The 11897-nt window shown below is 60.0% G+C and carries 12 protein-coding genes; 5 read left to right on the top strand and 7 right to left on the bottom strand.

The features are described 5' to 3' along the window. Window positions 1-77: 77 nt before the first annotated feature. From BMH52_RS14720 to BMH52_RS14705, 4 genes are all read left to right on the top strand, one after another. Window positions 78-377, top strand: a complete 300-nt coding sequence (locus tag BMH52_RS14720; protein WP_073844115.1) for a chorismate mutase — start codon at window positions 78-80, stop codon at window positions 375-377. Between the two features lie 211 nt (window positions 378-588). Continuing rightward, window positions 589-1674, top strand: a complete 1086-nt coding sequence (locus BMH52_RS14715) for a type I restriction endonuclease (RefSeq protein ID WP_057711063.1) — start codon at window positions 589-591, stop codon at window positions 1672-1674. 198 nt (window positions 1675-1872) lie between these two features. Beyond that, window positions 1873-2229 carry a hypothetical protein gene (locus BMH52_RS14710; RefSeq protein ID WP_003194277.1) on the top strand — a complete coding sequence of 119 codons (357 nt, stop codon included), beginning with the start codon at window positions 1873-1875 and terminating at the stop codon, window positions 2227-2229. Window positions 2230-2285: 56 nt separating this feature from the next. Beyond that, window positions 2286-2777, top strand: coding sequence for a GreA/GreB family elongation factor (locus BMH52_RS14705; protein ID WP_073844113.1), 492 nt, complete (start codon window positions 2286-2288; stop codon window positions 2775-2777). A 2-nt stretch (window positions 2778-2779) separates the two neighbouring features. On the opposite strand, the gene gdhA is transcribed toward BMH52_RS14705, so the two are convergent. From gdhA to BMH52_RS14670, 7 genes are all read right to left on the bottom strand, one after another. Beyond that, window positions 2780-4117 (bottom strand): NADP-specific glutamate dehydrogenase, encoded by a 1338-nt coding sequence (gdhA, locus tag BMH52_RS14700; protein ID WP_072435513.1) that lies wholly within the window; start codon window positions 4115-4117, stop codon window positions 2780-2782. 352 nt (window positions 4118-4469) lie between these two features. Continuing rightward, complete coding sequence (gene aepX / locus BMH52_RS14695; RefSeq protein WP_034126960.1) at window positions 4470-5360, bottom strand: phosphoenolpyruvate mutase; 891 nt, start codon at window positions 5358-5360, stop codon at window positions 4470-4472. Between the two features lie 48 nt (window positions 5361-5408). Further along, complete coding sequence (locus BMH52_RS14690; protein WP_014720005.1) at window positions 5409-6254, bottom strand: hypothetical protein; 846 nt, start codon at window positions 6252-6254, stop codon at window positions 5409-5411. 24 nt (window positions 6255-6278) lie between these two features. After that, entirely contained in the window at window positions 6279-7508 is a 1230-nt protein-coding gene (locus BMH52_RS14685; RefSeq protein WP_073844111.1) for a pyridoxal phosphate-dependent aminotransferase, read from the bottom strand. Window positions 7509-7547: 39 nt separating this feature from the next. Then, window positions 7548-8765 (bottom strand): MFS transporter, encoded by a 1218-nt coding sequence (locus BMH52_RS14680; RefSeq protein WP_073844109.1) that lies wholly within the window; start codon window positions 8763-8765, stop codon window positions 7548-7550. A 32-nt stretch (window positions 8766-8797) separates the two neighbouring features. Beyond that, entirely contained in the window at window positions 8798-9622 is an 825-nt protein-coding gene (locus BMH52_RS14675; RefSeq protein ID WP_073844107.1) for a hypothetical protein, read from the bottom strand. 34 nt (window positions 9623-9656) lie between these two features. After that, window positions 9657-10850, bottom strand: coding sequence for an MFS transporter (locus BMH52_RS14670; RefSeq protein WP_019818017.1), 1194 nt, complete (start codon window positions 10848-10850; stop codon window positions 9657-9659). Between the two features lie 95 nt (window positions 10851-10945). Here BMH52_RS14670 and BMH52_RS14665 point away from each other — a divergent pair, with 95 nt between their 5' ends. Next, window positions 10946-11875 carry a LysR family transcriptional regulator gene (locus tag BMH52_RS14665; RefSeq protein WP_073844105.1) on the top strand — a complete coding sequence of 310 codons (930 nt, stop codon included), beginning with the start codon at window positions 10946-10948 and terminating at the stop codon, window positions 11873-11875. The last annotated feature ends 22 nt before the right edge of the window (window positions 11876-11897 follow it).

Below are 11897 nucleotides of genomic sequence, written 5' to 3'. Positions count from 1 at the left end.
CCGCTCCCACATTTGGCCCGCGAATAGTCAGCCCTACCGCATCTCCCTCTCCCCCCAAATTCAGGAGATCCATCGACATGACTGTTGCCTGCAACACCCTTGAAGAAGTGCGCGAAAACATCGACCGCCTCGACCAACATATCGTCACATTGCTGGCCGAACGCGGCCACTTCGTTTCCCAAGCTGCACACTTCAAAAAAGACACCGATGATGTGAAGGCCCCACAACGGGTTGAACAAGTAATCGCAAAGGTGCGGGCATTATCCGAGGTAGTGGGCGCCAACCCTGACGTCACTGAGCAGGTATATCGCGCGATGATTGCTGCATTTATTCAACAGGAATTGGCTGAGCATGCCGCGCTCGGAACAGCAGGCTGAAAACAATCAAATTTCTTTGCCTGCATGGAAGCTCTAAGCCTCTAATTAACTCTTTGAAATACAGGTAGAAAATTTCAGCCATTTTTTGAGCTTTTTACCTGTGAAAACTTATTCCTAATGACCTAGCTTTATGGAGGTTTGCGTCTAGTCTTGGTTGGATATCAAACTGCCACCAACCTAAACACGGATCTGAAAAGGTAAGAGGCTCACTATGGATTTTTTTGAAAAGCTCACCAGTCTGGCAGCAAAGGTTCGATTGCAAGGCCCGGCCATTCAAACGGAAGAGGCTACAAAAAATGCCTTCGTAATGCCTTTTATCAACACGGTGCTGGGCTACGACGTGTTCGATCCACTGGAAGTGATGCCTGAATTTGTTTGTGATGTTGGAACGAAGAAAGGCGAGAAGATCGATTATGCGATCATGAAGGACGGTGAGGTGCAAATACTCATCGAATGCAAAAAGATCGGCGAGTCCCTGAGTATTAATCACGCCTCGCAGCTCTTTCGATACTTTCACGTCACAAGCGCAAGAATTTCCATCCTCACCAACGGTCAGGTCTACAGGTTCTTTACCGACTTGGACGCCCCCAATAAAATGGACGAAAAACCGTTTTTGGAACTGGACTTACTGGATATTGATGAATACTCGGTACCTGAACTGATCAAGCTCACCAAATCAGCGTTCGATGTCGACTCAATCATCAATGCTGCTGGGGAATTAAAATATGTCAGCCAATTGAAAAAGCTCATCGGTACCCAAGTCAGCAAACCAGAAGATGATTTTGTGAAGTTTTTCGCCTCCCGTGTCTACGAGGGCGTAATCACACAAAAGGTTCGCGAGCAATTTTACGAACTGACCCGTAAAGCATTAGCCCAGTTTCTGAATGATCAAATCAACGATCGTCTGAAGTCCGCAATGAGCGGCGTTATTCAACCCTCGCTAGCATCAATACCCGTTACAAACAGCGCGAAGGCAGACGCACAAGACCGAGATGAAACAGAAGATAAAATCCTGACGACGCTGGAAGAGCTGGAGGGTTATCACATTGTCCGGGCCGTTGTGCGCTCAGTGGTCGATGCAAAACGAATCGTACAAAGGGATACGCAGAGCTATTTTGGAGTGCTGCTAGACGATAACAACCGTAAGCCGATTTGCCGTCTTCACTTCAATCGCAGCCAGAAATACCTCGGGATATTCGACGAGGAAAAAAATGAAACGCGGCATGCGATTTCGTCCATCGATGAGATTTACGAATACGCCGATCAACTGAAAAAGACAGTGGGTTATTACGACTGACACCTGAAAGCAGGCTGGTATTAGCGCAACCCCACACCCTGTACCTATGGCGAGACAGATTGCTCCATCTCCATAGGTACAGCGTCGACTTCGAACGGCGAGTGAACCAAACACCCTTCTCACCTTTTCTTCACACCGCCCCAACAAATCCCCTTCTAGACTCTCCTTATCAGCCGTTAACCGGCCAGGGAGTACGCCATGTGGCGGTATGCGGTCATGCTGTGCGCTGTGGTGGGGTTGTCGGGTTGCCAGTCAACCCATCAGGAATTACTGGCCAAAGGTTATCCACCGGCCTTCGCCGACGGTTTTGACGACGGTTGCAGCAGCGGGCGCCAGGCCGCTGGGGTGATTACCGGAGAGTTTCGCAAGAATGTGCCGCGCTATCTGAAAGACCGGCCATACGCCGAAGGTTGGGAAGACGGGTTTCGTCAGTGCAAGGCCATGCGCGAGAATCAGGAATTGCGTGACTACGAGGAAAACCGCAGGGACGACCGCGAACACGATTGGCAGCAGGAAAAAGATCGCGACGCTGCCAAAGCCTATCGCTCGCGCTGATCGTGGGAACGATCAGCCCGCGAACGTGGCCCAACTTCCATAGGAAGGAGAACGCCATGAGCCGAGCTTTTGTAAATGAAGATAACGCGGCGGCCCAGGCTGATCAGCCAGTGGAGCGTCAGGTCAGCGCGCAACCTAACCGCCTGACCGCGCAAGGGTTGGCGCAGTTGCAGGCCAAGGTGGCGCAGTTACAGGGGGAGCACAGCGCCGAGTCCGCCAAGGGTGAGCAGGCTGATAAACAGCGCCAGGCTGACCTTGAGCGGGATTTGCGCTACTTCAACCAACGCGTGCAAAGCGCTCAGGTAGTCGCGCCGGCCACGTCCACCGACAAGGTGCAGATCGGCAGTTGGGTCACGTTCGCCAACGAGCAGGACGAACAGCAGCGCATCCAGTTGGTCGGTGAAGACCAGGCCGATGCCAACGCAGGCTTGATCAACTGGGGCTCGCCCCTGGGCCGTGCCTTGTTGGGCGCCCAGGTGGGCGACGAGGTGCTGTGGCAGCGCCCCGTCGGCGATCAGTTGATCGAAGTGCTGCGCATCGAACCCTAGGCCTAGACGATACCCTGGGCCAGCATCGCGTCAGCCACTTTCACGAAGCCCGCGATGTTCGCGCCCTTGACGTAGTTGATGCGGCCGTTTTCTTCACCGTAATGCACGCAGGCATGGTGGATCGACTGCATGATGTTGTGCAGCTTGCTGTCCACTTCCCCGGCGGTCCACAGCAGGCGCATGGCGTTTTGCGACATTTCCAGGCCGCTCACCGCCACGCCCCCCGCGTTGGACGCCTTGCCCGGCGCAAACAGGATGCCCGCGTCGATGAAGATATCCACAGCCTCCAACGTGGTCGGCATGTTCGCGCCTTCGGCCACGCAGAGGCAGCCGTTGCGCAGCAAGGTGCGCGCAGCGTCGGCATCAAGTTCGTTCTGTGTGGCGCACGGCAGCGCGATATCGCAGGCCAGTTCCCAAGGCGCCTGGCCTTTGCGGAACTCCAGGCCGAAACGTGTGGCCAGCTCACTGATACGCCCGCGCTGTACGTTTTTCAGTTCCAGCAGGGCCGACCACTGTTCTTCGGTCAACCCGCTTTCGGCGTACAGGGTGCCTTCGGAGTCCGACAGGGAAATCACCTTGCCGCCCAGGTCCATGACCTTGCGCGCCGCGTACTGCGCCACGTTGCCAGAGCCGGACACCGCCACCCGCTTGCCTTCGACGCGCTGGCCTTGGCGCTTGAGCATTTCCTCGGCGAAATACACACAGCCGAAACCGGTGGCTTCAGGGCGGATCAGGCTACCGCCATAGGTCATGCCCTTGCCGGTCAGCACTGAGGTGAATTGATTGCTCAGGCGTTTGTACTGGCCGAACAGGAAGCCGATTTCCCGTGCGCCCACGCCGATATCGCCGGCTGGTACGTCCACGTCCGCACCGATGTGGCGGTACAGCTCGCTCATGAACGCCTGGCAGAAGCGCATCACTTCGGCGTCGCTCTTGCCCTTGGGGTCGAAGTCCGAGCCGCCTTTGCCGCCGCCCATGGGCAGCGAGGTCAGGGAGTTCTTGAAGGTCTGTTCGAAGGCGAGGAATTTCAGCACACCCAGGTTGACCGAAGGGTGGAAGCGCAAGCCACCTTTGTAGGGCCCAATGGCGCTGTTCATCTGGATACGGAAACCGCGATTGACCTGGACCTTGCCGTGGTCATCCACCCACGACACCCGGAACGTGATCGCGCGCTCCGGCTCGCAGATGCGCTCTAGGATGCCCGAGGTCAGATAGTGCGGGTTGGCTTCAAGAAAGGACCACAGGCTGCGCAGGACTTCTTCTACAGCCTGGTGGAATTCCGGTTGGTCCGGGTCGCGTTTCTTGAGGCGGGCAAGGAAGGAATCGACGGATTCGGTCATGAACAGTCTCGGCAAATTGATTGTTGTTAAACGGAGATTGAGCCGGACTTTATCAATTCGTTTCGCACCGTGACAGGGCAAAATGTCGCTTTTGTGAAATTAAATGGTGCAATAAGTATAAGTAACTGCCTTTTTTTGCCCTTAAAAATGGGGATTTCACTCTGAGTTTTGCACCAACAGGTAGGCCGTTATCGCAGGCAAGCCAGCTCCCACATTGGATCGAGTACACCGGTCATGTGGGAGCTGGCTTGCCTGCGATAGCGGCGGTGCAGTTACAGATGCAGCGACTGACCCAACGCTTTCGCGAGCAAGCCCGCTCCCACAGCATTTGCCCACAGACCCGCGCATGTCTCTAGCGCGTACCGGGCACTAGGTCGAGTATCTCGTCGATGCCCAGGCAACGTGGCTCCAGTTCCAGCGTCCTGCCATTGGCGAGTATGCCGACGGCGGTATCGCGCATGGCCAGGTAGGCACTGCGCAACATGTGATTGGCATAAATCACCGCGTTGAAACCTGCTCGCTCCAGCACCTCGAACTTCAGGTGAACATAGCTGGTCGGCACACAAATCAGCGGTACCCTGGGCCGCTGCAGGCGAAACTGCCGGGCGAATTCCAGAATTTCCAGGCCATCCTGCTTGCGGCTGTGGATCATGATGCCATCCGCCCCCGCCTCGACATACGCCAGGCACCGCGCCATCGCCTCTTCCATGCCGCGATCCAGGATCAAGCTTTCACACCGGGCAATCATCATCAGCCCTGAGCCGGTGCGACTCGTGCACCCGGCCTGGAGCTTGGCGCAAAAGGCCTCGATGGACTCCTGCGCCTGGTCGACCTCGATGCCCAAGAGTGAGTTCTTCTTCAAGCCGCACTTGTCTTCGATCACCACCGCCGAGACGCCCGCGCGCTCCAGCATCTTGATATGAATCGCGAAATGTTCGGCCTTGCCGCCGGTATCGGCATCGAATATCAGCGGCAGCGAGCACACATCGAAGATTTCGCGAATCCCCGGCAATCGGTTACTGGGCGAAAGAATTTCGATGTCGGGTAACCCGCGCTGGGTCGAGTCGGTCAGCGAACTCGACCAGATGGCGTCGTACCCCACCGTATGCCCTGGGCTGATTTCCAGCCTGGCGCGCTGCGCGAGCAACGCCGATATCGGGCTATGGGCTTCGAGTACACGCAGGCAACGGTTGCTATCCAACAGCGCCGACAGAGGGCGTCGGCGCGCTTCGGTATCCATCATAGGGTTCAGGCTCCTTATCAGCGGCACAACAAGGGTTATCGAACAGCCTCAATCCCAGGCGGGCTGTTCGCACTTGAGCACCGACGCCATCTTTTGCAGATGTTCGCAGGCCCTGGCCACGTACTCCCTGGAGAGCCGTGCGATACGCGCGTAATCCACGGCCTGCCCGGTGGCGCTGGCATACAGCCGCAACGCCTCAGCGGCATGCTTGAAGTGGCGTGCTTCCACGCTGCCGCAATGCACGCTGAGAAAACTCGCGACGCGGCTGGCCTCACCGGCGCTGTAGCCCCGTACATCGCGCAACCACTGCTTCCATAGCGGGGTCATCAGGTTGTATTCGCCGGTATTGAACAACTCCGTCATGGCCATCATTTCCAGCGCTTCGATGAGTTGCGGCGCCAATGGGCGTTTTTCCCCCACCCAACCGGAGAATTCTTTGGTAATCGGGTTGAGGAATTTGTCTTGCAGGCGCCAATCATCGGAGCCGCAGATGGCCGAAGCCATGCGGTAATACAGCTTGGAATGGTGCGGATGCCCATGCATTTCACCCAGCCCGATGTCCTCGACAATGATCTCCCCACAATGGGCCGCCGCTTCGAGCATTTTCAACCGGGCGTCATCCGTCAACGATGCCGACTCCTGGAGGATGCGCACGATGACGCTCGAGACGGCATGGGCGGCGCCGTCCGGGCTACGCCAGCCACAGAAGAACGTACACAGTGACGACTCGCTCCAATTACTGGAGGTCATGTCGACATAGGTCTCGCAGTACGTGTCCAGCGCGGCGGTTTGACTGTTGAAACCGCTGAGCAGGGCCTGGACCAGATGTCCGTCCTCGACATCCACCAGCGCCTGGTTCACGTACCCGATCAATTGGCGGCTCAGATTTTCCACGGCTCATATCCTTTTAAGGTGGGGTTAATGCGCAACGATTTCTGACATGAAACGACTAAAGCGTGTGAGGCCCTCAATCAGCGCTTCACGCTCAACGGCGTAGGAGATACGGATGCTGTTGCCGTCACCACAACCAGAGCCGGGCACTACCGCGATATGGGCCTCGGTCAATAACAGATCGGCCAAGTGGTCGACGTCACGAATAACGGTGCCCAGGTAGCGGCCCCCAAACTTGCGGGACACATCGATAAACAGATAGAACGCCCCTTCTGGCGGGGCGCACCGAATGCCGTCGACATGCCCCAGGCAGGTGCAGGCCACGAGCAATTGCTGGTCGAGGAAGGCATTGATCTGGCGGGTAAAGTGCGGCGCGTCCGCCATCAGGCTGCCGAGCGCGGCATATTGGGACAGGCTGCTGGGGTTGGACGTCGTATGCCCTTGCAGGTTGTGCATGGCGGCGATGACTGGGGCGGGCGCGCACGCATACCCTACCCGCCAGCCGGTGACCGCGTGGCTCTTGGAAAACGAATCGACCAGTACCGTCTGATGTTTGAGCGGCGCAAACAGCGACACGATGTTGTGATGTTCATGGGGCGCGCGCACCAGTTTGCGGTAACACTCGTCGAACACCACCCAAAGCCTGTGTGCGAAGGCGAGCCGGGCAATCCCCAGCAGTTCTTCGCGCTGATAAACCGTGCCCGTCGGATTGTTCGGGGTGTTGATCACAATCATCCGGGTGCGCGGGGTCAGGGCCTTCTGGACCGCTGCGCAGGTGAGGCGATAGTCATCCGCAGCCGTGTCGACATAGACGGGAACGCCACCGGCCAGTTGGATCTGGGTGGGGAAGGTTTCCCAGTACGGCACCGCGACGATGACTTCATCCCCCGGATTGAGCAGCACCATTGCGGCGTTATACAGCGCCTGCTTGGCACCGGCGGTCACCGCTATTTCATCGGCGGCGTAATTCACCCCGCAGCGCTGAGTGACCTGCTGCGCCAGCGCGTGGCGAAGCTGGGGCAGGCCGATGGGCGGCGTGTAGCGGTTGCGGGCAGTGGCGAGCGCATCGGCCGCGGCGGCTTTCATCACCGGGCAGGCATCGAAGGACAATTCGCCCGCGGCAAAGTTGACCACGTTGACGCCGGCTTCTTTCAAGGCATTGGCTTTACTGCGCATGCTGGACGTGCCGGGTGCGCTGAGACGTTGCGCACGCTGGGACAACGGCAATGACACGGCAGACGGTTCACTGTTATTCATTGTTATACCTGCCAGAACACGTTGGAACGTTCGTTCGCCCTACCGGGCTTGGGCCTCCAGCCCTTGCTGAACCCGCCAGGACAGCGGCAAGGTCAGCAACAGGGTGGCGGCCAGCAACAGGACGGCCATGGGCACACCGGTGGCATCCCCAAGGCTGCCGAACAGCACCGGCGCCAAGGCGCCGCCACCGATGGTGCCGGTGTAGAACACGGCGAACGCCTGGTCGCGCCTGCCCGGCCCTGCCAGGTCCGGGACTGCGCCGTACAGCACCGACGACGTGCCATTCAGCGCCAGCCCCAGCAGCGGCAACATCACCATCAAGCCGGCGTAGGGCAAGTACACCGCCATGACAATCAGCACGGCCGTGGTGAACTCCGTGGCCCATACCGTTTTCATCATGCCGATGCGCGCACCGAGGTAACCGCACAACAATTTGCCGAAGGCGCCCCCCACGAACAGCATGGTCAGCGCTAGGCCGATGCCCGCAGGCCCGGCGCCCTTGGCCTTGAGCAAAAACGGCAGGAACGTGAGGAAACCCATGCGCACGGCGCTGTCCAGCGTGCCGGTCACGATCAGCGCACGCAGGCCGCTCGCGGAGCCGGCGCCGTCGCCCGTACGGGTGGCTTTCAGCGGCGCCGCCGTCGCCTCGGTGCGTGCCGGGATCAGCCACCACAACAGGCCTGCCGCCAGCAGCCCGAGTACACCCAGCAGGGTGACACTGGCGCGCCAACTGATGGCCGCCAGCAACAGGCCAATCAGCCCCGGGATCAGGGTCTTGCCGATATCGCCGCTGAAGTTGTACTGCGACAGCGCTTGTTTGACGCCCCCGCCGGCCTCGTGCGTATCGGTGATCAACGACGAGGCCAGCGGGTGCTGCGTACTCGCGCCGAGCCCGCCCAGCAGCAGCGCCAATAACAACACGCCCAGCCCACCGGCCTGGCCGGCCAGCAGGTAGGCCAGGCCCGCCAACGCCGTGCCACCTACCAGCAAGCGTTCACGCCCCCAGCGCGCGGCAGCCCGGCTGGCCAGTAACTGAAAACCGGCCATCATGCCCGCATAGGCACCGCGCAACAGGCCGATCTGGGCGTAGCTGAGGCCGAACTGCGCTTGCCAGATCGGCAACAGCACATAAATCACATCGGTCAGCCCGTCGTGCACGGCATGCGCGCCGCAGCCGGCCACCAGAGCGCGGCGACGCACGCTGACCGGGTCAGGCGGCGACAACGATGGCGTTGCGGTCTGCTTCAGGGTGTTCATCTGGGTCAGAGGCTCTCAGGCAAAACGCCGGGTTAACCCAGCAACTGCGCACAGTCGCTCATCACACTGGCTTTACGCTGCAGGTATTGGGCGAAAATGTCGCGTGCCATGGCGGGGTCCACTTCAATCTGCATGGCAGTGGTGAACTCATTCACCGCCGCCACCGCATGGGCGAAATGGTTGCTCTCAGTACCGCCGGTGTGCACCGTGACCCAGGCCACCGTCGCACGGGATTTCTCCGGAGGCACGCCCATGTCCCGCACGAACCACTGCGAGTACAACGGGTGGATGAATTCCACTTCGCCATGGGTGTACACCTCGTGGATCAACGTGGTCAGCAACCCCTGCAGCAGGTCGCGATCACGCAGGCGGCGGGTGTCGGTCCAGTCCTTGAACGCCTGTGCCGAGGGCAGGCAATTGTCCTTCAATATCCACTGGTCATCACCGCACAGCGCGGTGGCCATGGTGTAGAACAGGTCTGCGTGCAAGGTGTTGCCCAACGCGCCCAGATCTTCATCGGTGATGCGTTGCAGGCTGCCGCAGGCGCGGTACAACTGCGCCGCGGCGGCGGAGCCTTCATCGGAGCGCGCCAGCAAGGTAATGCGGTTGGCCAGGCCGGACACACTGGCTGCCGAATTATTGGTCTTGGACCAACTGGCGAAGAACTTGCGCAGTACCGCCGGCGAATGCCGACGCGAGGTGAGTCGCGCAAAAGCGTCTTCGATATCCACCAGCGCGTCTTCCTGAGCCCAGAAGGCTTCGAACAGCGCGTGGCGCAATGCACCGGCCGGCATGTCGTTCAATACCGGTTCGATGAGCTTCAACAACTGGCTGCGCTTGATCACGGTGTTAGTCATGTTCACCTCTCATAGTCCTTTATTGGATGAAAAATCAGGCTGGTTTGCCGCGCTGTCCGGCGATCAGGGCCTGGGGCTTTACCGGTTTCCAGCCCAGCAGTGCAATCGCCAGCGACAACAGCTGAAAACCTGCGACCAACGCCACGCAGCCCGGCCAGCCCCATTGATTCCAGAGCATGGCCGGGGCCACGGCGCCGGCGCTGCCGCCCAGGTAATAACCGGTCAGGTACAGCCCCACGGCGCCGGACTTGTCCGGGCCCGCCGTGGTGGCGATATACGCATTGGCGGATGCCTGTGCCAGGAATACGCCGGTGGAGCTCAGGGCCAGCCCCAGCACGATCAGCCACAGGGACGGCAACAATGTCAGCGCCGAGCCACAGATGCCGAGCGCCACAGCGCCGGTCAGTAACTGCGATTGTGGTCGCGATTTGCTCAAGCGCCCCGCAACAGGAATGACCACCAGCGCCAGCAGGAACACCGCATACAAAGTGCCCAAGGCTGCAGCGCCCAGGTTGAACGGGGCCTGGCTGAGATACAGCCCGGCATAGGTAAAGGTTGCGACTTGGGAGAACAGCACGCAGAAACCGACGCCATAGGCCGCCAGCAAGGGTTTGCGCAGGAGCCGGCGCACCCCGTGCATGCCCACGGCCGCAACGCCGGGCCGCGCCACCGGATTGGCCGGCAACAGCCACACAATCAGCAGGCCGACCAGCAGGCTGATCACCGCCAACAGTTCGAAGGCTTCGCGCCAGCCCACATATTGGGTCATGACACCCGAAACAAAGCGCCCGGCAAACCCACCGAGCACCGTCCCCGCGACGTACAAACTGGTGATCTCGGTGACCGTGGCCGCACGCCAGCGATCACCGATATAAGCCACGCTGGTGGCGAACACCACGGGAATCAACATCCCTTCGACAAAACGCCACACCAGCAGCTCGGCAAAACTGTCCACATAGGCCGTCAGCAGCGTCGGTAGCGCCAGCAGCAATGCGGCCACGGCAATCACCGTGCGCTGCTCGAAACGGCCGGTCAGGCGCCCGACAAACGGCGCGGTCACCGCCACCGCCAGCGTGGTCACCGTAATGCTCCACCCTGCCTGTCGGGCACTCACCTGGAAGCTTTCGGCAAACGCAGGCAGGATGCTCTGTGTCGCATAGAGATTCAGAAACGCCGCACAGCCACACAGGAACACGGCGAAGCGGGCGTGATGCATGCGCGGGTTCATGTGGCCTCTCGTCTTATAGTCGAGGATGTTTATAGAATACCCAGCGCAGGGAACACCAATACCGAATTCGGACCGATCAATACCCAGGAAACAGCATGCTTGATCTACGCAAGTTACGGTACTTCCTGACGGTCGCCGAAGAGCTGCACTTCGGCCGTGCGGCCCAGCGCCTGCACCTTGCCCAGCCGCCCCTGACGCGGCAGATTTCGGCCCTGGAAACCGAGCTTGGCTTTCGCCTGTTCGACCGCACCAGTCGCACGGTCACACTGACCGCCCAAGGCCAGCACTTTTTGCCGTATGCCCGCGCAGCGCTGGAGCACGCCAGGCTTGCGCAAGACATCGCCGCCAAGCTGGCTGCCGGCTCGACCGGCCAACTGGTCGTAGGCTATGCCAGCTCGATCGCGTTGTCGGAACTCTTCAGCCAAACCCTGCAAGCCTTCGCCCAGCGTTTTCCCGATGTGCAACTGACCCTGGTGGAGAGCGCTTCCGGCAGCCTGCACACGCACGTGCTGGACGGGCGCATCGACATCGGCATGAGCCGCCTGCTGCCGGAAGCCGGGCAAACCGGCGTCGAGGCTTTGTCCTTGGGGCAAGAACCGCTGGTGGCGGCGCTTTGCAGCGACAACCTGCTGGCGGACCAGGACGAAGTCACCCTCGCCCAGCTCAGTGAGTACCCGTTGATTCTGTTCCCCAGCGACTACGGTTCGGGCCTCAACGGCTCCATCGAGCACCTGTATCAACGCCGCGGCCTGGCGCTGCGCCCGGGCCCTGCGGGGCGCCAGATCACCTCGATCATCGCCCTGGTGGCGGCAGGCCAAGGTGTCTCGCTCGTGCCCCAGTGCACCCGCACCCTGGCCAGGGAAGGCGTGGTCTACCGCCCCTTGGCAGACCCCGAAGCCTGGGTACACCTGCTGATACTCACGCGCTCACCGTCACGCTCATTGTTGGTCGAGGCGTTTATGGGGGTGGTCGAAGAATTGCTGCGCAGCCGCCCAACGCTGGCGCCCACGACGCTTCCGGCATAACGCGGGCAAAAAAATACCCCTG

This window comes from Pseudomonas sp. BTN1 (assembly GCF_001907715.1).
Lineage (GTDB): Bacteria > Pseudomonadota > Gammaproteobacteria > Pseudomonadales > Pseudomonadaceae > Aquipseudomonas > Aquipseudomonas paracarnis.
This window is presented reverse-complemented; position numbering and strand designations above follow the sequence as displayed.

What these genes read in the sequence shown, in the direction of transcription:
- BMH52_RS14720 (WP_073844115.1), top strand. Translation starts at nt 78, where the DNA reads ATGACTGTTGCCTGCAACACCCTTGAAGAAGTGCGCGAAAACATCGAC.
- BMH52_RS14715 (WP_057711063.1), top strand. Translation starts at nt 589, where the DNA reads ATGGATTTTTTTGAAAAGCTCACCAGTCTGGCAGCAAAGGTTCGATTG.
- BMH52_RS14710 (WP_003194277.1), top strand. Translation starts at nt 1,873, where the DNA reads ATGTGGCGGTATGCGGTCATGCTGTGCGCTGTGGTGGGGTTGTCGGGT.
- BMH52_RS14705 (WP_073844113.1), top strand. Translation starts at nt 2,286, where the DNA reads ATGAGCCGAGCTTTTGTAAATGAAGATAACGCGGCGGCCCAGGCTGAT.
- gdhA (WP_072435513.1), bottom strand. Translation starts at nt 4,117, where the DNA reads ATGACCGAATCCGTCGATTCCTTCCTTGCCCGCCTCAAGAAACGCGAC.
- aepX (WP_034126960.1), bottom strand. Translation starts at nt 5,360, where the DNA reads ATGATGGATACCGAAGCGCGCCGACGCCCTCTGTCGGCGCTGTTGGAT.
- BMH52_RS14685 (WP_073844111.1), bottom strand. Translation starts at nt 7,508, where the DNA reads ATGAATAACAGTGAACCGTCTGCCGTGTCATTGCCGTTGTCCCAGCGT.
- BMH52_RS14680 (WP_073844109.1), bottom strand. Translation starts at nt 8,765, where the DNA reads ATGAACACCCTGAAGCAGACCGCAACGCCATCGTTGTCGCCGCCTGAC.
- BMH52_RS14675 (WP_073844107.1), bottom strand. Translation starts at nt 9,622, where the DNA reads ATGACTAACACCGTGATCAAGCGCAGCCAGTTGTTGAAGCTCATCGAA.
- BMH52_RS14670 (WP_019818017.1), bottom strand. Translation starts at nt 10,850, where the DNA reads ATGAACCCGCGCATGCATCACGCCCGCTTCGCCGTGTTCCTGTGTGGC.
- BMH52_RS14665 (WP_073844105.1), top strand. Translation starts at nt 10,946, where the DNA reads ATGCTTGATCTACGCAAGTTACGGTACTTCCTGACGGTCGCCGAAGAG.